29 protein-coding genes and 1 pseudogene are annotated in these 26217 nt (G+C 44.7%); 2 read left to right on the top strand and 28 right to left on the bottom strand.

Annotation, left to right across the window (positions count from 1 at the left end):
- Positions 1-97 precede the first annotated feature (97 nt).
- A pseudogene (locus LHL20_RS17925) lies at positions 98-954 on the top strand (IS481 family transposase); the annotation flags it as partial.
- 236 nt (positions 955-1190) lie between these two features.
- Here LHL20_RS17925 and LHL20_RS17920 read toward each other — a convergent pair.
- The 28 genes from LHL20_RS17920 to LHL20_RS17785 all read right to left on the bottom strand — a co-directional run bounded on the left by LHL20_RS17920 (position 1191) and on the right by LHL20_RS17785 (position 23575).
- Positions 1191-1559 (bottom strand): hypothetical protein, encoded by a 369-nt coding sequence (locus LHL20_RS17920; protein WP_012516876.1) that lies wholly within the window; start codon positions 1557-1559, stop codon positions 1191-1193.
- Between the two features lie 49 nt (positions 1560-1608).
- Positions 1609-2061: a hypothetical protein gene (locus LHL20_RS17915; protein WP_014997007.1), complete on the bottom strand. Its 453-nt coding sequence runs from the start codon at positions 2059-2061 to the stop codon at positions 1609-1611.
- Positions 2062-2071: 10 nt separating this feature from the next.
- Positions 2072-2725 carry a methyltransferase family protein gene (locus tag LHL20_RS17910; protein ID WP_014997006.1) on the bottom strand — a complete coding sequence of 218 codons (654 nt, stop codon included), beginning with the start codon at positions 2723-2725 and terminating at the stop codon, positions 2072-2074.
- Complete coding sequence (locus LHL20_RS17905; RefSeq protein WP_014997005.1) at positions 2715-3038, bottom strand: DUF2933 domain-containing protein; 324 nt, start codon at positions 3036-3038, stop codon at positions 2715-2717. Before LHL20_RS17905 ends, LHL20_RS17910 begins: the two co-directional genes overlap by 11 nt.
- 46 nt (positions 3039-3084) lie before the next feature.
- On the bottom strand, positions 3085-3441 hold the full coding sequence (locus LHL20_RS17900) for a cupredoxin domain-containing protein (protein WP_012516868.1): 357 nt from the start codon (positions 3439-3441) through the stop codon (positions 3085-3087).
- Positions 3442-3450: 9 nt separating this feature from the next.
- Positions 3451-5799 carry a heavy metal translocating P-type ATPase gene (locus LHL20_RS17895; RefSeq protein ID WP_196494312.1) on the bottom strand — a complete coding sequence of 783 codons (2349 nt, stop codon included), beginning with the start codon at positions 5797-5799 and terminating at the stop codon, positions 3451-3453.
- Positions 5800-5823: 24 nt separating this feature from the next.
- Positions 5824-6234, bottom strand: a complete 411-nt coding sequence (locus LHL20_RS17890; RefSeq protein ID WP_015066020.1) for a MerR family transcriptional regulator — start codon at positions 6232-6234, stop codon at positions 5824-5826.
- Between the two features lie 118 nt (positions 6235-6352).
- Positions 6353-7405 (bottom strand): hydrogenase expression/formation protein HypE, encoded by a 1053-nt coding sequence (gene hypE / locus LHL20_RS17885; RefSeq protein WP_226434258.1) that lies wholly within the window; start codon positions 7403-7405, stop codon positions 6353-6355.
- Entirely contained in the window at positions 7405-9711 is a 2307-nt protein-coding gene (gene hypF, locus LHL20_RS17880; protein ID WP_226434257.1) for a carbamoyltransferase HypF, read from the bottom strand. Before hypF ends, hypE begins: the two co-directional genes overlap by 1 nt.
- The gene (gene hypD, locus LHL20_RS17875) at positions 9711-10844 is read right to left on the bottom strand and encodes a hydrogenase formation protein HypD (protein WP_226434256.1); all 1134 of its coding nucleotides are present in this window, start codon (positions 10842-10844) and stop codon (positions 9711-9713) included. Before hypD ends, hypF begins: the two co-directional genes overlap by 1 nt.
- Before the next feature lie 6 nt (positions 10845-10850).
- On the bottom strand, positions 10851-11597 hold the full coding sequence (gene hypB / locus LHL20_RS17870) for a hydrogenase nickel incorporation protein HypB (RefSeq protein WP_226434255.1): 747 nt from the start codon (positions 11595-11597) through the stop codon (positions 10851-10853).
- The gene (locus LHL20_RS17865) at positions 11587-11973 is read right to left on the bottom strand and encodes a hydrogenase maturation nickel metallochaperone HypA/HybF (RefSeq protein ID WP_012516861.1); all 387 of its coding nucleotides are present in this window, start codon (positions 11971-11973) and stop codon (positions 11587-11589) included. Before LHL20_RS17865 ends, hypB begins: the two co-directional genes overlap by 11 nt.
- A complete protein-coding gene (locus tag LHL20_RS17860) occupies positions 11966-12193 on the bottom strand; it encodes a HypC/HybG/HupF family hydrogenase formation chaperone (RefSeq protein ID WP_015066017.1) in 228 nt (75 codons plus the stop codon). The genes LHL20_RS17865 and LHL20_RS17860 overlap by 8 nt, the downstream gene beginning before the upstream one ends.
- A complete protein-coding gene (locus tag LHL20_RS17855; protein ID WP_012516859.1) occupies positions 12193-12408 on the bottom strand; it encodes a hypothetical protein in 216 nt (71 codons plus the stop codon). The genes LHL20_RS17860 and LHL20_RS17855 overlap by 1 nt, the downstream gene beginning before the upstream one ends.
- A gap of 18 nt (positions 12409-12426) precedes the next feature.
- On the bottom strand, positions 12427-14304 hold the full coding sequence (locus LHL20_RS17850; protein ID WP_044055662.1) for a nickel-dependent hydrogenase large subunit: 1878 nt from the start codon (positions 14302-14304) through the stop codon (positions 12427-12429).
- 17 nt (positions 14305-14321) lie between these two features.
- Complete coding sequence (locus tag LHL20_RS17845; RefSeq protein WP_012516857.1) at positions 14322-15320, bottom strand: hydrogenase small subunit; 999 nt, start codon at positions 15318-15320, stop codon at positions 14322-14324.
- Position 15321: 1 nt separating this feature from the next.
- Positions 15322-15756 (bottom strand): hydrogenase expression/formation C-terminal domain-containing protein, encoded by a 435-nt coding sequence (locus LHL20_RS17840; protein WP_006991848.1) that lies wholly within the window; start codon positions 15754-15756, stop codon positions 15322-15324.
- Complete coding sequence (locus LHL20_RS17835) at positions 15753-16307, bottom strand: HyaD/HybD family hydrogenase maturation endopeptidase (protein WP_020742695.1); 555 nt, start codon at positions 16305-16307, stop codon at positions 15753-15755. Before LHL20_RS17835 ends, LHL20_RS17840 begins: the two co-directional genes overlap by 4 nt.
- Positions 16308-16321: 14 nt before the next feature.
- Positions 16322-17545 (bottom strand): hypothetical protein, encoded by a 1224-nt coding sequence (locus LHL20_RS17830; RefSeq protein WP_156079167.1) that lies wholly within the window; start codon positions 17543-17545, stop codon positions 16322-16324.
- Between the two features lie 12 nt (positions 17546-17557).
- Positions 17558-18352 carry a cytochrome c3 family protein gene (locus LHL20_RS17825; protein WP_014997000.1) on the bottom strand — a complete coding sequence of 265 codons (795 nt, stop codon included), beginning with the start codon at positions 18350-18352 and terminating at the stop codon, positions 17558-17560.
- Entirely contained in the window at positions 18349-19107 is a 759-nt protein-coding gene (locus LHL20_RS17820; protein ID WP_014996999.1) for a hypothetical protein, read from the bottom strand. The genes LHL20_RS17825 and LHL20_RS17820 overlap by 4 nt, the downstream gene beginning before the upstream one ends.
- The gene (locus LHL20_RS17815; RefSeq protein WP_049587489.1) at positions 19107-21041 is read right to left on the bottom strand and encodes a 2Fe-2S iron-sulfur cluster-binding protein; all 1935 of its coding nucleotides are present in this window, start codon (positions 21039-21041) and stop codon (positions 19107-19109) included. Before LHL20_RS17815 ends, LHL20_RS17820 begins: the two co-directional genes overlap by 1 nt.
- Positions 21038-21883, bottom strand: coding sequence for a hypothetical protein (locus tag LHL20_RS17810; protein WP_044556710.1), 846 nt, complete (start codon positions 21881-21883; stop codon positions 21038-21040). The genes LHL20_RS17815 and LHL20_RS17810 overlap by 4 nt, the downstream gene beginning before the upstream one ends.
- A gap of 28 nt (positions 21884-21911) precedes the next feature.
- Positions 21912-22268 carry a hypothetical protein gene (locus LHL20_RS17805; protein WP_012516849.1) on the bottom strand — a complete coding sequence of 119 codons (357 nt, stop codon included), beginning with the start codon at positions 22266-22268 and terminating at the stop codon, positions 21912-21914.
- A gap of 72 nt (positions 22269-22340) precedes the next feature.
- On the bottom strand, positions 22341-22772 hold the full coding sequence (locus tag LHL20_RS17800) for a hypothetical protein (RefSeq protein WP_012516848.1): 432 nt from the start codon (positions 22770-22772) through the stop codon (positions 22341-22343).
- A 96-nt stretch (positions 22773-22868) separates the two neighbouring features.
- The gene (locus LHL20_RS17795; protein WP_226434253.1) at positions 22869-23162 is read right to left on the bottom strand and encodes a c-type cytochrome; all 294 of its coding nucleotides are present in this window, start codon (positions 23160-23162) and stop codon (positions 22869-22871) included.
- A gap of 15 nt (positions 23163-23177) precedes the next feature.
- On the bottom strand, positions 23178-23393 hold the full coding sequence (locus LHL20_RS17790) for a hypothetical protein (protein WP_012516846.1): 216 nt from the start codon (positions 23391-23393) through the stop codon (positions 23178-23180).
- Between the two features lie 8 nt (positions 23394-23401).
- The gene (locus LHL20_RS17785) at positions 23402-23575 is read right to left on the bottom strand and encodes a hypothetical protein (protein ID WP_012516845.1); all 174 of its coding nucleotides are present in this window, start codon (positions 23573-23575) and stop codon (positions 23402-23404) included.
- A gap of 433 nt (positions 23576-24008) precedes the next feature.
- Between LHL20_RS17785 and LHL20_RS17780 the strand changes: the two genes are divergently transcribed.
- A complete protein-coding gene (locus LHL20_RS17780; protein WP_043959776.1) occupies positions 24009-26123 on the top strand; it encodes an SDR family NAD(P)-dependent oxidoreductase in 2115 nt (704 codons plus the stop codon).
- The last annotated feature ends 94 nt before the right edge of the window (positions 26124-26217 follow it).

The following is a 26217-nucleotide window of genomic DNA, read 5'->3' as shown; positions in this document are numbered from 1 at the left end:
TCGAAAACAGTAGTCAGAATATTTAAGACAACAAGGACGTTTATGTGTGTGATTCATAGAGATCGTTTCAACATAATACGACTCTAAGAACAAAGAAATTAGACAGCGACTCAAGTGGATTGAGCTTTACGAAGAAACTAAAAATGCAGGTCTGGTTTGCCGCAGGTGTGGTATATCCAGACCCACTCTTCGTAAATGGTTAAAACGATACAAAGAAAATGGTCTAGACGGTCTTCAGGACGTTTCTAAACGCCCTCATACCTCGCCAAATACTAAAATAAACCATCAGATAGAGGAATGGATTCTAAGCCTGAGAAAAGACAGGAAGCTTGGTGCGCGGAGAATCCAAAATGAACTTCTTCGCGAGCATAGTGTTCAATTATCGCTTGCTTCCATACATAAGGTGCTGACCAGACATGACGTTAAACCAATAGTATTTCAACGGAAGAAAAAAGACTTCATCCGTTACCAAAGACCTATTCCAGGTGATCGAGTGCAGATGGATACATGCAAAATCGCTCCTGGAATTTACCAATATACTGCTATTGATGACTGCTCTAGATATCGCGTACTGGATGTGTTTAACCGGAGGTCGGCAGCAAACACCCTTATTTTTATCGATAAGGTAATCGAGGAAATGCCATTTCCAATACAGCGAATACAAACCGACCGTGGTACAGAATTCTTCGCAGAGAAAGTTCAGCGAAAGCTGATGGATTATGGCATCAAATTTCGTCCTAACAAGCCTAGTTCTCCTCACCTGAATGGTAAGGTTGAAAGCAAAGAACCGACAAAGAAGAGTTTTATTCAACAGTAAACTTGAATCTAGACGAACTAAAAAACGAAACATTGCCCGAATGGCAGCATTACTACAACTGGCAACGGGCACATGGTTCGTTAAAGGGAAAAACGCCAATGGATATTGTCTGTGAAAGACTTGAACAAGCCCCACTTTGAGAAGAGGTTCACGAGGATTATATAACTTTTGCGTTAGGCATAACGGAACCTGTGAATTCTTGTACCGCTTGATGGATTTCATGCTCAGCTGGGTTTCTTTCAATTATTCCCAAGTTAAGTAACTTAATTCTGTCCGCTTCGTTTTTACTATGTACCACTGTGTTGTCCTGTTTTTGTTTGTTATGGCTGTACGATCAGGCGTAACGTAAGTCTGATCGTTGCTATTGAAACAATTACTTTTTATGGGTTTGCCCAGGAGGAACACGGTGGCAACTCCAGGGTTTGTGTTTTGCATTTTCACGAATGTTTTCGTCAACGAATTGGTAATAGCCTTCTTTCATTTTTGTCCAAAAGTCGTCCGAAATGTCTGCCCCGTTGTCACGAATGATTGTCTCAATGCCATCTAAATTGCAGTGGGTTGCATCGTAGCCTATATGCAGGGTACTTTTGGCGTCCTCAAATGAAACTGCATCGATTCCAAAGGTCCCATCAATGCCAGCAATAATTGCTTCTATGTTATCTTCGGTAATACCAACCAACTTTAAATGCCGTACGACTAAATTCGCCTCTGATACACCGACTCTGTGATCTAGATCGCTCATCTTTTCCTCCTATAAATCGATTGTTAACTTGTTTATGTTCGTCATTTCTTTAATTATTTAAAACACTATTGGCACCGAGCTGCTGCTTCATTAACGATTGTAAAATTGACATTCTTTGTTCAAGATAAAACAAATGTTCGTCTACCGAATTTCCCATGACTACAAAGTCGCCCCCTGCTAAACCGCTGTCGATAAGAACGAGACTTCGTTGAAGGCCATTTGTGTACGTTTCTTCCAGATGTGCTTTGTGTTGCAGGTCTGTTTCACTTTGGAGTCTCTTCTCAATATTCGTTAAATAAATTTCCATCATTTTCATATGCTCAACGATGAGAGTTTGCCTATCAGAGACGTCGTTGATCCGTTGTATGCGTTGCATTAGTGCATCCATGACAAGCTCATTACTTCGAAGCATATCATCCGCACTCATCGACGTTTGAGCAGCAGCAAATGTCGCGGGTAACACCCCTCCAACAAACAGTAATGACAGTAGTACTTTGTTCATTTTGTAATCCTTAATTAGTGCTTGAAACGTTTGAAATACCCATACGGGGAAACCAACCTGGCGTCGTTTGTTTATAGTGTCTGTAGCTATCACCAAACTCGGATTCAGCTTGCTGCTCTTCTCGCGTGGCGAGTCGAGCATAAACGACAATAAGAATTGGAAACATAAGTAAGGTTGGCAGTGTTGGCCATTGCAACAAAAAGCCAAACATGATCAGTATAAATGCAACATATTGAGGATGCCGGCAGCGAGCGTACCATCCAGTAGTGGCTAAACTATGCGATTTTTGCGCGTGGTGTAGGACACTCCAAGAAGCGGATAGTAAAAAGAAACCTAAAATGATGATGACATTACTTAAGATGTGTAAAATATCCCAGTGAGCATCGCCGGATAGCCCTAGCAAAGTATGCCACAAGTGACCATTTTCATGCGCTAAAAAGTCTACCCCTGGATAACTTTCCGCTAACCACCCTGACAAAAAATATATTGTCAGGGGGAAACCATACATTTCGGTAAATAAGGCCACGATAAAAGCGGAAAATACACCTAGGCTTCGCCAATCTGTTTTCGACTTCGGCTTGATAAAACTAAACGCAAAAAAGATAAAAATGGCTGAGTTTATAATGACTAGTGCCCAGAGCCCATAATCAGAATCACCGTGCATTATTATTCTCCGTTTTATGTTTTCCTTTACGGGCCTGCTCTAACCCTTCGATATAGCCTTTTCGATATTGCTCATTGTCCTCGGTTTGTTCTTTAAATGTTTTTTCGGTGTGCTCATGTGTTTCATGTCCTTTGCCATGACTGCCGTGCATAAAAATGTGCATGACAAGGCACAACAACAAGATCAAGTAAGGTAAATACGGAAACACATGCTCACCATGCTCAACCAGCAAGAAGTAGCTCGCGGCGGTAATAAGGCCTATGGCAGACCAACCACTGGGGGTGCGCCAAAAGGGGACTTTTTGTTTACTCATAATACACCTCGCTTTGGTATCTTTTACGTTAATAAAAAGCGTTTAATCACTTGATCACCAACGTGCCACGATACATTTGCATCTGACAATGAAATGGGTAAACGCCGGCACTGGAAGCAGGAATAGTGACCGTCACTCGCTTGTTAAGCGCTAATGTTTCATTGATATCCAACTCCGGGATCAATAACGTTTCTGCACAGGGCGTTGCATCTTCTCTGACGAACATAAGCTGAACGGACTGATGCGCCGGCACCGTGATATTGGCAGGCTGATACACGCCGTCTTTTACAAGGACTTTGATACTGCCGTCTTTTATCTGGGTTGATTGTGCTTTGTAAAGCCAAAACCACCAAACAATAAGCCCAATCAGGATAAGCCCTGCTAAATTAATCCATATCATCATTGTGTACTCCTAGTGCTCTTTCGCTTTAAATAGACGTAATCGGTTAGCATTGGTCACCACCGTTAGTGATGAGAATGCCATCGCTGCACCAGCAATGACTGGGTTAAGCAGTATCCCTAAGAATGGATAAAAGACGCCTGCCGCAAATGGTATTCCGGCGACATTATAAATAAATGCGCCAAAGAGGTTTTGCTTGATGTTACGCAGTGTTGCTTTGCTCACGGCAATTGCATCCGCTAACCCATGTAGGGAGCCGCGCATCAACGTTATATCCGCACTTTCTATCGCTACATCAGTCCCAGTCCCAATCGCAAAGCCGACGTTGGCATGAGCAAGGGCCGGTGCGTCATTTATGCCATCACCGGTCATACCCACAATTTCGCCTTCACGTTGAAGCTCAAGTATTTTGTTTGCCTTATCTTCCGGCATCACTTCGGCAACGTAATCTGCAATCCCCGCTTTTCGGGCGACGGCTTTTGCGGTCAGTCGATTATCCCCGGTTAACATCACAACTCGTATCCCGTTATGCTGTAGCCGCTTTATCGCATCTATTGAGTCAGATTTTATTGGGTCAGCGACGGCAATTACGGCAACTAATGTAGAATCAATAGCAAAATACATAGGGGTCTTTGCATCCGCTGCTAACCTCTGCGCTTTGTCGATGTAATGATGAAGCTCGATCCCTTGGTCTATCATCAATTTTTCATTTCCAAATAGCAGGCGTTGAGAATTTAGCATGGCTTCAACCCCCTTCCCCGCAATGGACTGAAAATCAGTAACGGAATGGATCGGCACACCTTGCTCCTTTGCAGATTCAACGATCGCCATGGCAAGTGGATGCTCAGAACCAGACTCAAGGCTAGCCGCCAAAGAAAGCACATCGTTGTGACTATGATCTGAAACTATAACGACATCTGTTACTTTAGGGGCCCCCTCAGTAATAGTGCCTGTTTTATCTAGAACCATAGTGGTTATTTTTGATGCAGATTGCAGCGCTTCGCCGTTTCGGATAAGAACCCCCGCTTCAGCCGCCTTTCCCACACCGACCATCACCGACATCGGTGTGGCCAAACCCAAGGCGCAAGGGCAGGCAATAATCAGTACTGTGGTCGCAGAAACGATTGCAAAAGCTACTTCAGGAGATGGACCATAATTCAACCAGGCCAGCGCACTGATCACGGCAATGATCATGACGACCGGTACAAAATAGGCGGAAATCATATCAGCTAATCGACCAATAGGCGGTTTAGAATTTTGTGCGCGTTTTACCATGTTAATAATTTGAGCAAGCGCGGTATCTTTTCCCACGCGCTCTGCTCGAAAGACGATAGAGCCTGATTTGTTTATCGTGCCGGCAACGACCTCATCGTCTTTTCGTTTTTCTATGGGCATGGGTTCACCCGTTAGCATTGATTCATCAATACTTGTCTGGCCCTCGACAACTAAGCCATCAACAGAGATGCGCTCCCCAGGGCGAACCCGGATAAGATCATTTAGCAGAACATCTTCAATCGGAATATCTATATCATGCCCATCACGAATGACGCGAGCTGTTTTGGCTTGTAAACCAATCAGTCGTTTAATTGCCTCGGACGTTTTACCGCGTGCTTTTATCTCAAGCGCTAAGCCTAAATTAATGAGACCAATTATCATGGCTGTTGCTTCAAAATAGACATGCCGCGCCATTTCAGGCACATATCCGGGGAAAAACACAACGACCATAGAGTACAACCAGGCTGTTCCTGTCCCCAATGCAATCAAAGTATCCATGTTCGCGGCGTGATTTTTAAAGGAGTTCCAAGCACCTACATAAAAATGCCGACCAGAAAACACCATAACACCCAATGTCATGATCCCTACAATCAACCACACGATCCGCTCAGTGGTCGTGTTGACGCTCATTTCCCCCGTCACCAAGCCATAAAGCATCAGTGGCACACCCAGAGATAATGCAATGACCATGTCTCGCATTAGTTTTTTATAATATGCCCAGTCCGCCTGTTCCTTTTCTTCAATGGCAGCCTCATCTGAATCCGTATTCGCTAATGTTGCGTTATACCCAGCTTGCTCTACCGCCTTAATCAATGCGTGGGAGGATGAACTGCCCATCACCAACACCGAGCGTTCAGCAAAATTCATCTCAGCATTGGTGACACCCGAGACCTGTTTTAAGGCCGCTTCAATTTTAGACACACAACTGGCGCAACTTGCACCTTGGATATTGAGTTGTAGCTCACCCGAAGACGCAGAGACTTGCTCAGTATGTGTTTCACTCTCGACCGCCTTACTAGCGGTTGATACTTTTTTGTCACCGCCACAACACGAATGAATTTTCGCATCGTCCGTTTTTGAATTCATGAGCCACTCCCTCTCTAAATAATGTTATGATTTAAGTGTTGTGAAACCTTCAATCAAATGGCAAATCGTATCGGCCGTTGGATGCTGATCCGGTGTATTTTCCCATTCTGAGATTGCTTTTCGCATGCGCAGTCTTAGCTCATGCATGTCCTGATACCGCTGTTCAGTTTCTTTCAACCTTTGTTCAATAAGGCGCCGAACCGTCGGGCATGGCGCGTTGGTTTGTGATGACGTGAACAGAATTTCCTTAATATCATTGATAGAGAAACCTAATGAACGCGCGCTTAAAATAAACCGTAGTCGTGTCACATCAGCGGGCCTGTAATACTTGTAACCATTGTGCGATTTACTTGGCACCAAAAAACCAATGCGCGTGTAATACCGTACGCTGTCCGCGCTAATCTCTAGTGCATCTGCAATTTGTTTAACGCGCATTTTAACGCTCCTCTTTTATCAACATAGATATGCGGTTAAGCACGCCTTTAATCCTATGTTCTACTCTCACGTTACTAGGGTAAACCTATGTGTTGCTCACAGGTCAACACCTATTCTTTCAGCAGATCCTTGGAAGCGGCTCATCTTCGAGTTCATTCATGAAACGTCTTCCTCCCATTGGCGTAACAATGGTCACGCGCCCTTTTGATTCGGTGTTTTTTACTATTACACCAATGTGTTCGGCCTGCTCCCCGTTTCGAATGCTCCGCCAGTGTTCTAGCACCTTACCGCTTATGTCAGGGGCAACAACAGCAACAATGCGTCCCTCACACGCTAAAACAAACGGATCAAAGCCTAATATTTCACACACGCTTGCCACTTCAGGTCGCACCGGAATATTATTTTCAATTAACTCGATATCGAAGCCTGTTTCATTAGCAACGTCATGGAGTAATACTGACAACCCTCCACGAGTTGGGTCACGCACAAAACGAACACCTTCCAAATGCTTGATTGGATCAATAAGAGGAACAACGCTTCCACAATCAGACTTTAGCTGACCTTGCAAACCATAGTCCTCGCGAGCAAGCAGGACACACGCACCGTGATCACCTACAGAACCACTAACCAGTACATGATCGCCTGCCTTTATAAGACTGGTATCCCAAATCGGCGCATCTCGGCTGTCTCCAACACCCGTTGTATTGATAAAAACGCCGCCACCACTGCCTTTCGGGACAACTTTCGTATCACCTGTTACAATGGCGACCTTCGTTTCTTCGGCAGCTTGATGCATTCCATTAACGATTTGTTTCAATGTTGAAAGGGAAAAGCCTTCTTCAATAATAAATGCAGTACTGATGTACCGTGGTGTTGCCCCAACGACTGCTAAATCATTGACGGTACCGTAAACACTCAACGCGCCTACATTGCCGCCTGGAAATGTTGGGGGGGATACAACGAAGCTATCCGTTGTTATACTCAGATAAGGACCATCAAAAGTTACTGTGGCGGCATCATGAAGCAGATCTAGATCTTTGTTCGCTTTATTTTTAAAAACATGATCAATGAGTCTTTTTGTCAGTGTTCCGCCGTTCCCCTGAGCTAATTGAATAGATTCCGTGCCCAACGGCTCTGATGATAAATGATTATTGCCCTCTGCGCTTTTCATTATGACCTCCGTGAACAGTATTCGTGGATTTGCCCAACACTTATTGCGGCATCGTTTAATGGCAAACTACTTGGAATAACCACAGGAATGTCTGATTGTAAAAACCGTTGTGATATACCGTCACACAAAATGCGATTTTGGAAGACGCCTCCTGCCAATCCAATGTGGTCAAAATTAAACTTTTTACGGCAATGTAGGGTTACCTCCCATACCGTTTCAATTAACGAAGCGTGGAAATTTGCAGCACGAGTTTGAGGAGACACTTTGAAATCAAAAAGTTCCGGTACCAGTGTTCGCCAATCCATTTGAATAAATTCGTCGTTTTTCTGGACCAACGTTAACGGCATAACCTTAGAGGGCGTCGACGCAACGCTTTCCAACATCATCGGCGCCTGCCCTTCATAAGAGACTTCGCTCTGTTCACAGCAGGCAAATGCCGCCGCGTCGAACAGTCTTCCCATTGAACTACTAACATGACAATTGAGTTCGTTTTGCCATGCGTTGTAGCTTAATTGTTGTGGATCAAATGGTTTAAAATCAATGCCGGTGAAATTAGTACCCCACACTAGTGATGCTGCACTTCGCCATGGTTGATTTGGAACCTTGTTGCCGCCTTGCAACTTCATAGGCGCTAATGAGGCAACACGTTTCCAATTGCCCGGCGTCCCACAAAAAACTTCCCCTCCCCACATCTCGCCATTCTCGCCTAATCCCGTTCCATCCCACACGAAAACCAAGCTTGGTGTCGATATTTCAGCAGCTAATGCCCACGCTGATGCATGAGCGTGGTGATGTAAAACTTTAGTAGTCGGTAGTTCACTGCCTTTGGCCCAACGGGAACTGATATAGCCAGGATGGCTATCGCAAAGAATACGCTGTGGATGAACATGATAGAGAGCTTGAAAGTCACTGATACATTTTTCAAAGTGCGCTTGCATTATCGGAGAATCGAGGTCGCCAATATGCGGTGTTATGATAAGTCGATTGTTCAAAGCTATTGCGACTGTATTTTTCTGATTCGCGCCAACAGCAAGCATTGGTTCCTGCACAGTATATGGCAATGATAATTCTATCGGACTTATACCCCGCCCCAGACGAATTGGAATGGTGCCTGACTTAAGCGTTCGCAGCACAGAATCATCCAGTTTGTGAAAAATGTCTCGATTATGGTGCACGAAGATGTCTGCCAACATCGTAAGGTGTTGCTGTGCCGATGACGTCGATGTGACCATCGGTTCACCGTAAATATTTCCTGACGTAGCCACCATGGGGCGATTGAATTGCTGCATAATGAGTAAATGCAGTCCGCTGCACGGCAACATCACCCCCAAATCACGAAGCATGGGCGCTACGTTATCTGCAATGGGTACATTCGATTGCTTTTTTGCAAGTAAAATGGGTCGCACGGGGCTTAGTAAGAGCGCTCTTTGATGACTGTCTACAGCAACGCATTTATCTAACCAATCCTCACTTGTTTCGTCTGCACGAGGCTCTGGGAGCATGACCGCGAAAGGTTTATCTGGTCTATTTTTACGCTGGCGTAAAAGGTCTACCGCTTCAGTGCTTTGTGCGTCACAGAGCAAGTGATAACCGCCTATACTTTTTAACGCGACAATTTTGCCTTGATTCAAATATGCGACAACCGTTGCTACAACATCAACATCGCCTTGCGAGACCACGCGCCCGCCGACAGTTGAACAAAATACTTCAGGCCCGCATACGCGACAGCTTATTGGTTGAGCATGAAAGCGCCTATCAGTTGGCGATTGATATTCTTTACGACATAACTCACACATTGGAAATGCTGACATACTCATGTTCTTTCTGTCGTATGGCATTGCTCGCAGCATAGAAAATCGTGGACCACATTTACTGCAAGCGATAAAGCTATAGGTGCCACGTCGGTTAGTATTTGACAGTAACTCAGCTTTACACGCTCCACACAAATAGACATCTTTGGGGATTGATATCGCCCCGCACGCTATATCATGACCGCTTTCTTTTATCGTGAACGAGTCTACATTACTCAGTTTAACCTGCTTTTTTTCCAGTAAGGATATGGAAACTAGCGACCCATTGTTCAGTAAGTCGAATACAAATTGTTCAACGTCTAGCTCAGTGCCTTCAGCGTGTATTCGCACACATCCACAGTCGTTTTGTACCCAACCAACAATACTTTTTTCATACGCTAAGCAGTAAACTAACGGTCTGAACCCAACCCCCTGGATGACTCCAGTAATGTTCAACTCATAGGCGATAGTTTTACTCTTATTCGTATTGGCAACATATGTGCGGGCAGTTGTCATCACTTCATCTCCACCTTTAGCGTATTCCCCTTTTTGATAACATTTGTTATCGAGCGCTCACCAGAGCTATACCAAATTCGGCAAGCCCCCTCATCAGACACCATACATGCGCCTTTAGGGGATGCTGGTTTGCATTCCTGACCAAAAAACGGGCACGCATCAGGTGCCATTTTTCCGAGGATCACTTTTTCACAGAGCGATGTGGTTTCAGGAACGTTTTGCGCACATTGCGAAGGGAAATCGACTGGCGCATAATCGTTTGTGGCGTCTAGGTGCGATAGTCTCGAAGCAAAGGAAAATCCAGAACCAGGAATAACACCAATTCCTCGCCAATGTGCGTCAACGATAGTGAACGCTTTATTGATTATTGCTTTAGCTGCTGCATTGCCGTTTTGCTTTACCACTTCGGGATAGCGGTTACTCAGTGTGACGACTTTATTTGAATAATTGCCGAGCAGCGTTTGGAGCGACAACAGCAAACTTTCTGGATGAAAACCAGCAATACTGACAGGCAAATTATGATGGTCGATTGCAAACTGCCATTCTTCACTACCCATAATTGTCGCAACGTGGCCTGGCGCAATCAGTGCATCAAAAGTATTCGGTTGACTCTCAAGCACATGGGCAACTGCTGGCCAAGTAAGTCGTCCAGACAATAAAACTCTAAAGTTATTGGGTAAATCATTAAGCAGTGTTGCTGCAATCGGTGCCATAGTCGTTTCAAAACCAACAGCAAAAAACACAATAACCTTACGAGGTTCTTCCAATGCTATAGATACCGCTTCTTGAGGAGAAGATATCGGACGAATATCGGCCCCTTGATTTTTTGCGTCTATCAATGAGCTACAGCCACCCATTTCGTGTTCGACTGGGACGCGGAGCATGTCACCAAAACTAACGATAACGACATTTTCGTTAATGGCTAAGTGTATCGCGTATGCAATATCCTCTTCGGGGCAAATACAAACGGGGCACCCTGGCCCAGGTATCAGATGAATATTGTGCTGAAACAACGTTCTAAATCCAGCGCGCGTAATCGCACGCTCATGGCCACCGCAAACATTAAGAATACGAAACGGTTTTGAAAGCGAGGTATTCTTAATGTCTCTTAGCAACGATTCAACACTGTACATAAGACTTTAGACTCCGCTATTTTGTAACGACTGAGACTGATGAGCTGTAATGGCGTGCGTAAAATAAGAAAACCAACGCTCTAGATGTTGACTTTTCAATGAAGACACTTCGAGAACGGGCGCATCGTTGCCCACTATACGAAATGATTCAATCGCGCGAGGTACATTGAATTCATCGTGAAATTGCAAGTAATCGGTCTTAGAAATAAGCATGACGTCCGCGGCACGAAACATCACTGGGTACTTTTCAGGCTTATCATCACCTTCTGGCACGGACAGCAAAATAATGTTTAAGTGCTGTCCTAAATCAAAACACGCTGGACAAATCAAATTGCCAACATTCTCTATAAACAAAACGTCTAGTTTTTGTAAGCTAAATCTTCCAAGTACCTTTTGCACCATACTGGCGTCCAAGTGACACCCTTGGCCCGTGGCGATTTGCTCCGCCTGCACACCATGACGTCTAATTCTATTTGCGTCATTTTCAGTTTCGAGGTCGCCTTCAATCACCGCCATCGCATATTGCGACTTAAGCGCACGTATCGTTTCTTCGAGTAGCCGGGTTTTTCCACTGCCTGGGGATGACATCAAATTAATCACTAGTACATTATGTGCGTCAAATAAAGCACGGTTTGCTATCGCTTGGCTGTCATTGTTGCTTTTTAAATTTGCGTGAACCTCAACGATATTTGCTGATGGCTTGTCAGTTTTCTCTGATTTTACTTGCGTTTCGCAACCACAGTTACCGCACATGTTTTCTCTCCTTTGATTCTGTAAAATTGTCAGGTGCGATAAACTCTATTCGTTGCAATATAAATTCATCGCCCTCAATGAGGTCGGTTTGCCAAGCACCGCAACTTGCACATAGGATACTATTCACCGAAACTCGGCTGAATTCGCCACACAATTTACAGCGTATCTTGATAGCGCTTGTGTCAATTCTAAGCGTTGCCTGATCGCCAATGGTGTGAGTTCTACACGCCAAGAACGCATGGTGCAGCAAGTCAGGCTCAACACCTGACAGTGGGCCGACTTTGACGTGAACCAGACTGACAGACTTATTCATGTTTGCTCGCTGGTGAACAGCGACTGTGTCAAGCAAGCTATAGCAAAGACTAATTTCATGCATCGTAAGCAATGACCTGATCGAGCATCTCCCATGTCACCTGCGCGTCATCATAGGTGATCACTTGGAGAGCATAACCAACATGTACCATCACATAGTCGCCAACTTTGACCTCTAGCCCTTGCACTAAATGTAAACTCACCTCGCGAGAGACACCTTTCGCTTCACACGTTGCGTTAAAGCCTTTAATTGCAATGACTTTCATGGGGATAGCGAGACACATTACTGTTTTACCCGTTGATAGGGCCTACTTGCTCTAGCTCGATAAATAAACAGCGCAACGGTGACAAGCACGATTGTTGACACCAGAGATCCCAAAAGTAGTGAATGATCGCCTTGATGACCCGGGTGCGCATAACTAACGGGTGAACCTACCACCAGATAAAAAAAGGCAATTAAAGAAGTAACTGACTTTCTAATACTATTTTTGATTTTCATAATATTCCTCAAGTAAGGTTAACGAACTTTTAGACGCAAACGCTCTTCCCCTGTTTCGTCCATTACGTGCACGGCACATGCTAAGCAGGGGTCAAAACTATGAAGTGTTCGCAAAATCTCTAAAGGTTGGTCAGGATCATGTAGCGTATGTTTATCTTGCAGAGCGGCTTCATAAGCACCTGCCTGTGAGTTGGGATCTCGAGGTCCAGCGTTCCATGTCGTAGGCACGACACATTGGTAATTCTCAATTTTGCCATTTTGCATGACCAACCAATGCCCCAACGCGCCACGAGGCGCTTCCATCACGCCTACCCCCTGGCCTTTAATTGGCCAATTGGTAGGGTCAAAATACAGAGGGTTAAACGTATCGGTATCGCCCTTTGCGATATTATCCAATAGTTGGTCATACCAAGACTGTAGCTGGTTAACCACAATTTTTGTTTCCACTGCTCTGGCGAGCGTCCTACCGAGTGTGGAGAAAAGTGCAGAGGTCTCTAAATCCAAGATAGAAAGAGATCGATTAACGATGTCTTGCGCAGCGGCATCTTTTTTAGCATACATCATTAGCACGCGAGCCAGCGGTCCCACCTCCATCGCATGGCCTTTCCAACGCGGACTTTTCAACCATGAATATTCAGCCCCTACATTTAGGTGCTTGTAAGGCGGTTTCGGACCAGTATACTCGAGTGTTGTTTGTCCATTAAAAGGGTGTAAACCACTTGCGTTCCCTCCACTATATCGATACCAGGAGGAAGAGACGAATTCTTGAATTTCAGAGGGATCATCTAGATCAAGGTCATGCACTTTACTCAAGTCTCGACCAAGTATTGCACCTCGTGGAAACAAGAAAGAATCAGGGTCATCCATTGATGTCATAGGTAAGTCTCCATAGGTAAGAAAGTTACCCAGCCCTTCCCCTCGTGTCCCCCACTCTTTGTAATAACCCGCAATCGCCACAATATCGGGGTAATACACCTGATCGACAAAGCTCTTCATTTGCGTGATAGCATCTTGTAGTTGCACTAATCGACTCGTGTTAATACCCGTTGACGCATTGAGATTAATCGGTGAAGGCACGCCGCCAACGACAAAATTAGGATGAGGGTTTTTCCCTCCAAATATGGTGTGAACTTTTACAACTTCACGCTGCCACGTTAGCGCATCTAAATAATGTGCTAATGCCATCAAGTTAACTTCAGGTGGCAGTTTATAGCCAGGATGCCCCCAATACGCGTTACTGAATATCCCTAGCTGCCCAGACTCAACCAGCGTTTTGACTTTTTGCTTCATATCTTTGAAATATCCCGGCGATGAACGAGGATAATCACTCAATTGACCGGCGAGCGCAGCGGTTCTCGTTGGATCTGCATCTAGTGCAGAAACAACGTCAACCCAATCTAGGGCATGCAAGTGATAAAAATGCATCACGTGATCATGCACATATTGGGTTGCAATCATGATGTTTCTTATCAGTTGTGCATTTTGAGGGATAGCCATTTCTGCTTCACTCAGTACGCCTATTGAAGTACGTGACTGTCGGTGCCCTTTTTTACCATGTTGCATCGGTCCTTTTGGCATAGATGTCATGGAGGGCTTTCCAATGGCAACCCCTAATTTTGCGTTTGACCGCCAAGCTTTTCTAATTGCATCTTCGACAGCACGCACCGATGCCATACCATGCACCAGCGTGCAGACGCCACAGATACGTTGCGCAAAAGCCCAAGCGTCACGCGGATCTCTGCCTTGTAAAATCAGTTCAATTCCCCGAACAGACGTGCCTGATGAGAACGCCTGTTTGATGGTATTCCCATCCATTTCAGCTTCTATTCGAAGATGCCCTTCAATTCGAGTGATAGGATCGACGACTAACCGGTTGTTACTTGCTGTATTTTCCATGAGCCTTGCCTATTATCTTATGAGTTTTTCCCAGCATGCTTCTGTGCACCTTTGCCGGGTTTGGATTTGTACCACTCCCATGGACCCAAGGCTTGGTAAAAGCTGCTTTTATCCCAGAAATCGGGCTCAGAGCAACCAAGACACGGATGGCCAGATTCGATAGGAAAACTCGTGCCTTGATTCCATTTAACCGTTGCACATGCGTTAAAGGTTTCGGGCCCTTTACAACCAAGTTCGAACAAACACCACCCATTTTTTGCCCCCTCATCATCAAACGATTTTGCAAATTTACGTTGTTCAAAAAATGGGCGTCGATAACATCTGTCATGGATGCTTTCACCAAAAAAAGCGAGTGGGCGTTGTAATTCGTCGAGATCAGGGAAACGTTTAAACGTCAGGTAATGAACCAACACAGCTGTAATCGCGATAGGCAGTGGCGGACAGCCTGAAATGTTTACGATTGGCTTGTCTGTAATAATGTCGCTTACTGCCACTGCCCCCGTCGGATTTGGGTTTGCTTTAGGGATCCCGCCAAAAGACGCGCAGGTACCGATGGCAATAATACCCGCAGCATCTTTTGCCGATTCTCTCAGCATATCGACATTACTCATGCCACTGATCGTTGAGTATCCTGGGTTACCCACCGGAACCGAACCATCAACCAACAACAAATATTGCCCTTTGTGCGCGTTCATCGCCGCACGCCTAGCGTCTTCAGCTTGCTCTCCCGCAGCAGCCATTATCGTATGCTGATAATCCAACGAAATATGATCGAAAATAAGGCTTTCCAATGTGGGAGCATGAGAGCGCAATATTGCTTCGGTACACCCTGTGCACTCTTGAAAGGGCAACCAAATCACAGAGGGTCTTCTCGCATTGCCAAGGGCAGTCGCCAAATCGGCAACAGCGCTTTGCGGCAATGCCAGTAAAGACGCCGTTGTAGCGCAAAACTTAAGAAATGTGCGTCTTGAGATACCGGACGCTTGTAACTGCTTGTTTAATGTTGGTAGCGCCATTTCAATCCTCCTTAGCCGTTTCATCAGAAGATTGATGAGACAACGAATGGATGTCAGACACTATATTGCTGAGCGATAACACCATATCTTCTGGCTGAGATTTTATGATTGGTGGACAGGTACAGATATGAACGTATTTGCCCATGATCTCCACATCTTCGTTATAGTGAATTTCAAGCCAAACGCCTGCGTAGCGTGATTCGATTAGCACCGTATCACCCAGCGCCTGAATATCAGCTTTAACCTCTCCATGCCCAAGAAAAGCTTCTAACTGCGCTTCTTCGCTAGCGCTTAAAGGCAATCGTCGCAGATCAATCGTGGTTTGTTCTTGTCGTTCAATTAACTGAGACAACGCATGACGTATCTGATGCAAAAGCGGCATTACGTTGCCGGTTTTTTCAGCATTGGATGTCATAAAAATGAGTTCTTCGGTCATCGTGCCTCCTTTTGGGTTGCCGGTTTATAGGCCTGAATGTCGTCGCTTGATAAGCAAGCAAATGCGATATCGATGATCGATGATAACGCTGCATTTACCTTTGGACTCAAAGAGGTTCCCCACTCTATCGCCTCAGGCTCTACGCCAATTAACGTCACCGCAGAAGGTTTTGAATATAACGTTTGGCTGGTCAACAATGTATCGCGTAACGTGATCTGGTGAACGGAATGGGTCGTCGCTTGCTTAAACTGATCCGCAATTGCCTCGTCCTCAAACACTCTCACCGTACCAGGCGAACAGCGCATGTAGGCCGCGTCGATGACTATCGTATGATCGGAACTCGCGACCCACTCCAAAAGTTCATAGCTCAGTGTCCCAGCGTCAATGCAAGATACATTTGAATAAGACTTTAGCAGGGGTTGCAGAGCACGAACCGCGTGCACACCAACGCCATCATCTCGCTGCAGTAGATTTCCAACACCAATGATAGCGTAGCGCTTAGCCGCATTTTTAATTTGGTCAATTGTTGGTGTAGTTTCTAGTGATAGCATCGGTATTTTCCTTATTAGCTATGAGGTGCTGGAATTGACCAGCCAATCACAAAGAATAAACAGAGAACGATCACCGATAGACCAAGTAATTTTGTTGACCTAATGCGTTGACCTGTGCTTTGACGCATCACGAGTTTGATCACGATTATTGTTTGGATCAGGTAATAAAGTGCAAACCCTTTTGAAGCGAGATTAATAATTTCAAATACGTTAGATGACCAAACTAATATACCTGCGATGGCGATAACTAAAACGTAGTAAAATTGGGGGGAGATAGGTAAATGGAAAAGCTCTTTTAAGAGGCCTCCGCCACCGATAGTATCGGCTAATGCTGCACTTAACTGACTTGCCGTGGCGGCAACCAGTAATAAAATCGGCAATACCCATATTGCTTGCCCTAGGGTGTAGCTAATCGTTGTTTCGTTTAATTCCGTGATCGGAAAATCCAGGAAAATAGGACACGTTAGACCGATAAAAACAACATAGAGAAAAATAGCGATCCACTGAGCATAACGACTCGCTTTAATGCGCTGTTCTGGCGTATAGTTATTCCCCATAAAACGGGTTGTCTCGAACCCTTGCGTTACCATGAGCATCCCTGCGAGCATGCTAACAGTTTCAAAATGGCTCAATGCCTGTATCGCTTCATGTTGAAACCAAGCACTTTGTACTTGTATGTCGTAGGTTGCCAGCGCTGCGAGCACACCTACTATAATAGCCAACTTTATTGTCACGGCGAATAGCTCAATGGTCTCTAGCCCCCTAGCACCTCGAAGCCAAGCGACCACCATAATGATGACAAGCAACCCACTGGTAAACAGTTTGATGTACGTCGTATCAGAGATAGATAAACGATCAAAAACAAACGCTGCAAACAAACTAATATAAAACGCCACGGAAATGGCATATGCCGCACCAAGCGCCCATTGACTTGCTTTTTCAAGCGTCATAATACTGCTTTGTTGATTGCTAGCTAGCTCAGGTTCTGCGTGGCGTATATTGAAGCGAATAACCGACCCCAGCGCATATGCCAGAATGGACAACAACACTATTCCAAGCAGTGCCCATTTCCCCATTACCGAATGCAGCAGTGGTGCAATGATCAAAAAGCCACTACCAATAATGGAAGCCAACGGTGTGACTGTTGCTCGCCATTGGAAAGATTGTCGTAAGCGAGGCAGACACAATACTATTGCGATCAGCACCGAGGTTGCGAGCGCAATGGAATTTGTGATCACAGTTTGTACCCCTTAATGGTGTTTATACCACCCGGCACGCTTAATATCGTTCCAGGACGTAGATTGATGGCAGGCATAGCATTCCTCAACTTTAGCTTTAGGCTCGCCTGCCACTTTGGCGGAAATCATTTTAAAATGCTGCATATAGTGACTGGGCGGCGCTTCATGACATTGATTGCAATCACGTGATTGACTCGACGGGTGAATAAACTTTGGCAATGACCATTTGTCTGTGCTGTGACACTGCACGCAATCCTCTCCAAATAGACCTAAATGGCGATCATCGTTGCTGTGACATTGCGTACAATTTAATAAGGCTTCTTTATCACTGACCTCAGGGTGCACAAACAAGGGCTCAGGAGTTTGTTTATTCGCTAGTATGTTCTCCAAAAACGCCATGGTGGCAGCGCCCTCGTCAAACGGGACATTTGGGTTGGGGAGCATATTGAAACCAATGTCGACTAACGCTATATGGCTCATGAGCGAAATGTTGGCCGATTCACCTTTGTGCTCTACATGGCAACTTGCACATTCTTTGATGTCGGTATGAAATGCAGTGGGTTGACGCGCAACGATATGCGTATCATTTGCATGACACGCCACACATTTGTCACGCTCAACGCCCTTCACCGGTGTGTGACAACTCAAACAGTCATCCGCGAGAAAGGCATGTGCTTTATTGAGTGAACCGGGTTCAACCATTTTTTCCCATGGAATTTGTGCGCTATCTTCAGGCATATGAATGAAATGACTGACGCCAAAGCCAGCAGCAACTAAGCCAAGAACGATTATTATCCATTTCATCATAACCAGCGCAGTCCAAAGTAAACTTCACTGAAAATGTGAAAAAACAGGACTACATAAAGTGTCATTGAAATCACGATGTGAAATTTTAACCAACGAGCAAACCACACCTTCGCGGTGTCATGAATGAGAATGCTGTACTCAACATCGGAAATTGTATCAATGATAGAAAGAACCTGGCTTTCTTGTTTGAACAATTTACTTTGTGCTGAAGTAGGCACATTTAACGTGATGTAAGGAATATGTCGTGCGGATGTTTGGGCAAACGTCGAATATCTGTCATCACAGACTGCGTCTTTCAACGCCTGTTTTGCGTTAGAAAGCGCAACGTGGAGTTCATTTACTTGGCGCTTTTTCTCTTTCACATTCGATGAAATAAGACCGAGTACATATCGACCCACAAACCCACTGATCACAACGACCATCATAAAGATAACAAGCGAAACTCCGGTAGCACTATCAAAACGATGGGCACTATGGATCAGCGCTAGAATAGGCCCCAGCACACCAGCATAGATATGTATACGCAGGAGCGTTGGCATAGCGATGTGCTTCGTCACGACTTTCTTAAGTGATTTGTTACGCTTAATGGTCATGTATACCAATGGGATAAGCATTAATACCGAAGCGCTTAAACCCACGCCAAATCCAATAAAACTGCCTGGGAATGCTGGGTCTCTATGCCATAAAAAACCGAGCCATAGCAGGATCATTAGGACAACCAAGCTGCTTACAATTGTGCGCTCTTGAGAATTCATTAAGCCTCAACCTCCACATCAGATTTAGGGATAGCTTGGCACGCCAGAATATACCCACTGAGCTTATCTTCAGGCTCCAGCCCATCATCAACCTCCATATCGACGTCACCACGTAGCAGTTTCACCTTACAACTCCCGCACGAACCCGCTCTGCATGAATTCTCTATATCTACATCGAGTCCATCAGCGACGTCTAATACGGTCTCATCCGGACCCGCGTGGGCTTCGACGTCTGAAAGACTAAACCGTACTTGTCTGTTGTCGCCTGCGTTGGTGTTAGTGGCTAATTGAGGTTTAACGGGAGCGGGCTCTGGTTTAGCAGCCCCAAACGCTTCGGTTTTAATATGCGTGTTAGGCATACCCAATTCGGCTAGCATTTTTTTCGTAGCATCCATCATTGCAGGAGGCCCACAAATATGCGCAGTTTTTGAGGCAATATCTGGCACAAATTCGTTTATCATTGCGGATGAAAAGCGGCCTTGGGGCCCCATCCAGGATGTACCCTCTGCTTGAGTCATACTGACCAGTACTTTTAACCGAGGATGACGTGCTTGCAGATATTTTAATTCCTGTTCAAAAATAAAGTCGTTGGACGTTCGCGTACAAAACAGAAAATAAATATCACCGTCCCAGCACGTCGTCGTCAAGTAGCGGACAGCGCTCATCATCGGTGTGATCCCCACTCCCCCAGAAATCAACACCACGCTGTTTGAACCATGACCATTGAAATAAAATTTACCGCCGGGGGCTTTAATTGAAAGCGTATTTCCTACCTCAACCGCGTCATGCATATAACGAGAAACCACACCGAACTCCTCTCGCTTTATCGTAACTTCAAAGTAATACTGTTCAGTGGGCGATGATGCAATGGTGTATGAGCGCTTAACTGGCTTTTCAAAACCATCGATGTTCAGTGTGAACGTGACAAATTGACCTGGTTCGAAATCAAATGGAATGGTTTGTCCATCTGGGCTGGCTAGACGTAACGTTTTAACATCATGGGTTTCATTAAAAATCGCGGTTACTACCATACCGCCACTAAACGTGCCCTTGCGCGATGAGGCAGTGGATGACAATGCTGGCTCGCTACTTTGCGCAGGTGCCGAAGCATGCTGCTGGGCAGCCGGATTAGATTCGACAACAGAGGAAACTTTTGTCGTTGGCGCAGATGTGCTTGCGGTGTCAGTAGACTTAAGCTCTTCGAGCAGCGCGGCAGCTCTGCGCATCTTAAATCCATACACATACACCATAACAATTGTAAATATGAGTAAAACGAGCATCACTGCGCTGTGAAACGGTGTCATACCAAATAGGGTTGAAGTACCTTTTTCCGGCGCACTGGGAAGCAAATTCATTTGTGACTTGAACCAGGTTAATGCCACTCTTCGTGGTTCTTGCCCGTCTTGTATGGCACGTTTCGCAGCAAGACCACTGTCAAAATGGGCTATACCCTCTTTAACTGTTTCAACAGCCATTTGCATTTGGGAATAGTCATCAGTGGCAGCTGCGCGGGCAAGCCAATCAAAACCTGTAGCAAGTTGCTCACTTCCTTGTTGCATTCTTGCGGTTGCTTTAATCAGAACAGTCTCTCTTTGTTCGGGTGTAGCTGAATGCATGCGCATTAGCGTGGGATAGAGATCTTTAGGTTTGGGTGCACCCATTTTCTCCATCATTTTATCCATGCCTTTTGCCATACCGGATCCCATCATGGCGTCAGCATTGCCCAGCGGTCCTTTACCTTGTGTAGCAGTCGGCAAAACATCCGTATTAGCGTTGACAGTGGGATCATTGGTAGCTTCAGGATGGTGGCTCGCATGCTCACTATCCTCTGGCTGTTGCTGTGCGTAACTGCTCGTCGTTGCGAATAACAGCATAACGTTCAAAATGACGGCGTAACGCAGAAAAAATGATGTGTGTGGCCACCACATGCTCATAACTCACCTGTTTGTTCGGCCATCCACAGGCTATTTATCTTAGCGATCTGAGAGGGCGTTAATACTGATACCGCTTTCCCTACCGATGTAATAAACTGCAACCGCAAGGCGCTGTTTGTGGCTTCTATTTCAGCAATGGTGTCTTTGATATTGTCGTATTGAGGTAGCCCCTGAGCGGTCAATTCCCACAACGATGCTTCTAACGCACTTCGCTGCAGCGTAAAGCTTTGTTGAGTAGACTCCCATTCAGTTCGGATCGTGAGAAGCGTTTGGTACTGACCATCGGTCAATTCGAGTGTCTCTTTGTGGTTTAAGAAAAAAGCTTGCTCTCCAACGTGGTATAAATGCAGCGCTCCACTGACACCGGGTAAGCTTTCATTTAATGGAGAACCAGATATCTGTGTTTTATTTTGTTCAGGTGGTGTACCCATCATTGAGCTGTTTTTCATCATCATTTTGCACATCATTCCCATGCACGATTTCCCGCGCATTGGCATCATGCCTTTATTCTTACTCTTTCCCATTTTCATTGTGTTTGTTGCTGAAAGTGGCATTGATGATGTATTGAGTGAAACACTGGTATCACTCGGATTTACACTCTCATTGCTTTTTGGCTGGGTCGCTAATGAATTGTCTAACGAGCGCAAAGCGGTTTGGATTTTAGCGAAGTCATCAACGTTTAACTCAGGCTGAGTTTCTTTAGTTTCTGATGAATTGTTTTTTTTGTCTGGCTCAGTACTTTGTGGTACTGCTGAGCACGCGGTTGTGAATAAGACACTCACTAATACCAGCGTCACAATAATCGCTATACGGTAGGGTTGGTGATAAACTCTATTATTCACAACGGCATACTCCTAATTAAAATATTAATCAAAAACCACGGTCAAACTCGACCATGTCATAACGCGTAATTTCGCCATCCAGCACAATAGCTTCCGCGAAGTGCTTATCCTTAGTTTTTCCAAGACGAATTTTCCCAACGAACTCTCGTGAATAGCTGTTTTCACCTTCTGAGATTGCTGTAGGGTCGTAGACAGTTCTATAGACATTAAAAACTTGATGTTCCTTCAAACCATCCGTATCAGATACACATACCACTGCTTGCTTATCATCGACTGTAACAACTTGCCCACTCATGATGTAGTCGTGATAAACCTGGCTTGCGCATCCTCCGAGGAGTCCAACTGACAAGACTACAATTGAAAAAAACTTAATTAATTTATTCATGTAAAATTCCTGTGATTATTGAAATAAGCGAGACAGCAGGTCACCTCCTGCCTCGTAACGTGGTGATTAGCTCTATTTGTGTTTATGTATTGGTTTAGACTTTTCAGCGGTGTGCCCCATCATTTGGCTCATCATGTCTTCCATCATCGACATACGCTGTTCCATCATTTTCATTTTGTCTTCGGTGGACATATCAGTGTGTTTGTGTTTCATTCCTTTTCCCGCTTTCATCCCCATCGAGTCGCTTCCTTCCATCATGCCCATCATGTCTTGCATCTTTTGGGCATGCTCATGCAACATGGCTTCGCGCTTCTCCGGATCCGATTCACTCTTAACGGCATCCAATACTGCGCGCATTTCTTCCATATGCGTCTGCATCTTTTGCATCATCTGACCATCCATCATCGGCATATCAGATTTGTCAGTCTGTTGATATGCAAAAGAAGTCGCTATTGGCGCAACGACTAAAGCACTGGCCAGTAATAGTGAAGTAAGCTTTTTCATAAGATTGTTTCCTTTGATTATGCTCAGTTGAGCGTTTTAGGTTTAAAGTTTACGTCTTGTCACCTTAATCTAATGTCTTAGACTCAGGTCAATAGGCTATATGGACGATAAAAACTCAGCTAAAGCTTCAAGCTCATCATCTGTAATCGGCATTTGCGGCATTGCGGACGACGAGTTATTAAATTGAGGCTCCTTAACTTTGCGCAAAAAGAATGCCCTGCCTTTTTCGCTAATAACATTATCCAGCGATGGACCGAGTGTTCCGCCTGCGCCTTGCACTTGATGACACCCCTGACAACCATATCGAGTGAGTACGTCACGTGGATTGACTGTTAATGATTTAGCCAGAGTCACCTCTACCGGTTGAGCAGGACTAGAAGCTATTTCCATGAATTCAAGAATGGCTTATACTTCGCTGCCGGTTAAATGCGCTTTTTCGCGCATGTGTGGCATGATCACTCTCCACTCACTGATAGAAAACTCACGCACAGGCCTACTGTTATGACAACGCGCACAGTTGTTATTAATTAACTCTGCGCCAGAAAGTGTGGTTTCATCGTCTGCCAAGTTCGGTAACGAAATAAATGTGATTAGTGCACATATAATTAATTTCTTGTTCATGATATCCCCTAGAATCCATAGCTGAATTGCACAGCAAACCGTGTATCATCAGGGCCTTCAACTACGTCTGTATCTTCATAGCCCACCTTAATAACTGAACGAGGGTCCAACCAATAGTTGACACCTACCATCCAGCGCTCCGCTTCTTCAATTTTATTGGTTTCAGCATATTCAAGGACCAATTCAGTACTACCTAGGGATTGAAAAGCATGCCCAACGAAGAAAGTACCTTGTAAAAACCATCCATTGCGTGAAAATGAGTCAATAGTTTGCTCATGATCTCGCTCAACAAATGAGTCCGTTTCAGTTTTAATATACTCGCCTCTGATGATGGCGTGAGTACTAATAAAGTTGATATCAAACCCATTGGCTGTGATATCTAGTTGTCCTTGTTCGTCGTAGGCACCTTAATAAAATGTTTATGTATTTAATCGTAGTGATTTCATTTCAACTGTAGTTGATTCAGATCAAAGCATCACAACGAATCGATTACGGTTTGATTACATTTCTGTAATCAAATCATTAACTTTATTTATCCATTCAAGGACTTTACTTATGCTGAAGCTATCAAACATATAAGTGAGCTTTCACTCTTCTACGAAATAGGCTTTTAAGATGTTGTATCAACAGACAGCACTAATATCAGGCGCTAGCTCTGGTATAGGACTTGCGCTTACAAAAGAGCTTCTACTCTCCTACCCTTTTATCCAGATCGTAGCACTTTGTAGAAATCCAGAAACTTTACAACAGCTTAAAAGGTCTTATGGGGATAGGGTCAGAATCGAGTGTATCGATTTCACTAATAGGGATTGTATTAAAAGCCTTCAAAACGTTGTCAATCAGCATACTCACTTTAGCTACCTGATCCATTGCGCAGGTGTTGTCATGCCATTTGGAGATATTAGCAACGTCGCCCCTGATGAGTGGGAGGCAACCCAATGGATAAATGTCGAAGTACCTCGCCTTTTAACGCAGATATGCTTAAAAAAATTTAGTCATAGCCGCGTGATGTTTTTAACCAGTGATTTGCCAGTACAACCCGTTGCTGGCGCCTCAGCTTATTGTGTGAGCAAAGCATCATTAAATATGCTGTGCCAGTGTTTTCAACTTGAAGTCGATAACGATATTGCTGTTTTTACAACTGTGGCTCCTGGAAACGTCGACACCAAAATGCAGGAAACGATAAGGCAAGCTTCAAATCACGCGTTGCCTGCATCGGAGTTAATGCGCAGTATGTATTCAGCAAACAAGCTTTTACCTCCCCGATTAGTTGCACAATATCTGCGACAATTGCTGAGCGATATCACGCCAAACACTTTTGGTAGTCGAAGTTGGAATCTACTTGAGAGTATTGTTGAAGTTTCACCTGCAAAACAGACAAAAACAGATTCAATCACGCGGGCTACTGAAACAAGTTTGGTAGAACTGGCAAGTCTTGTTGACGGCGCATTCTGGTCACCGGGTAGTGCAGAATATGAAGAAAACAGGAAAGTATTCAATCAAGGTGTTTCGCGTTTTCCGTTAGTAATTATTCAACCTAAAACAAAGACCGATATTATACACATTGTCAGATGTGCAAAGCAGTTGCGCTTATCTATTACAATTAAGGGTCAAGGGCATGGTGTAAGTGGCATGTCGGTCCTTAACAATGCAATTGTAATTGATATGTCGATGTTTAAAACAACTGTACTGAATGTTGATAAGAGCTCAGTAAACGTCGGCGCAGGCGTCAAAAATAGTGAATTGGACCATTTTCTAGCGCAACACAACAAAGTAGTTCCTTTGGGTACCTGTCCCGATGTTGGTGTTGTCGGCGCAACATTGGGAGGGGGGATCGGTTTTTTGTCCAGAAAGCTTGGTTTGAGTTGCGACAATGTGCTCGCGTTTGGATTGATAACTGCTGACGGTAAAGTAAGACAAGTGACCGAATCCCAACATCCGGATTTGTTTTGGGCATTAAAAGGGTGTGGCCATGGTCAATTTGGCGTTGTGACCGATGTCACGTTTAAATTAAATGATGCCCCCCAAAATATTGATGGCCGAATACTCGAGTGGCCATTATGTCACGCACGATCTATTCTTAGGCAATATAGCAAAACAGTGCTCAGTGATAACAGATCGGTTTTTCTATATGCATATCTCTCGCGATCGATGCACGATAAAGCACGAATTTCGATAATGGGGTTTAGTGAGGACTGGGTGCACGGTTTGGATTCTGTAGCCAAATGGCAAGACGGTGCCACATTGTTAAGTAGGCGGTCGCAATACGTTGAATGCCAATCCAATGACTACGATAGTGATCTGAGTTTGTATTGGCGAAATGGCATAATTGAAGGCGAGCTATCAGACGAATTCATTGAAACACTTTTATCGTGTTACCGAGCTTGTCCGGTAAATTCAGGTGGATTTATGCTAGACCCGCTTTGTGGCGCTATTCAGGATGTAAACGCTGACGATTCGGCATTTATTCACCGCAACGCTTCTTTCGTCTGTAGTATCACAGGGATCACTCAAGCTGAATGTGACGATACTGAAGTTATCGATTGGGTGAATAAATCTTTCGATTTGCTATTACCGTTTTTTAATGGTCATTCTTACCAAAATTATGACATGGGGAATGGGTCGCCACTTGCTCTTTACTACGGCCAACACACAGCTCGTTTGAAATTATTAAAACAACAATACGATCCTACTGGTCTGTTTATGAGCTCTCTTCTGCGCCCTGACTAAAAGTTTTTTAGTCATTGCTGTGACGATTTCGATATTGTGAACGTATGTTCTACCCATATTGAATTGGCATTGTGGTTACTTGTAACAAGGAAAT

Source organism: Alteromonas sp. McT4-15 (assembly GCF_020515205.1).
In the GTDB taxonomy this organism is placed as follows: Bacteria; Pseudomonadota; Gammaproteobacteria; order Enterobacterales; family Alteromonadaceae; genus Alteromonas.
The sequence above is the reverse complement of the archived record's forward strand: the minus strand, read 5'-3'. Positions and strand labels throughout refer to the sequence as shown.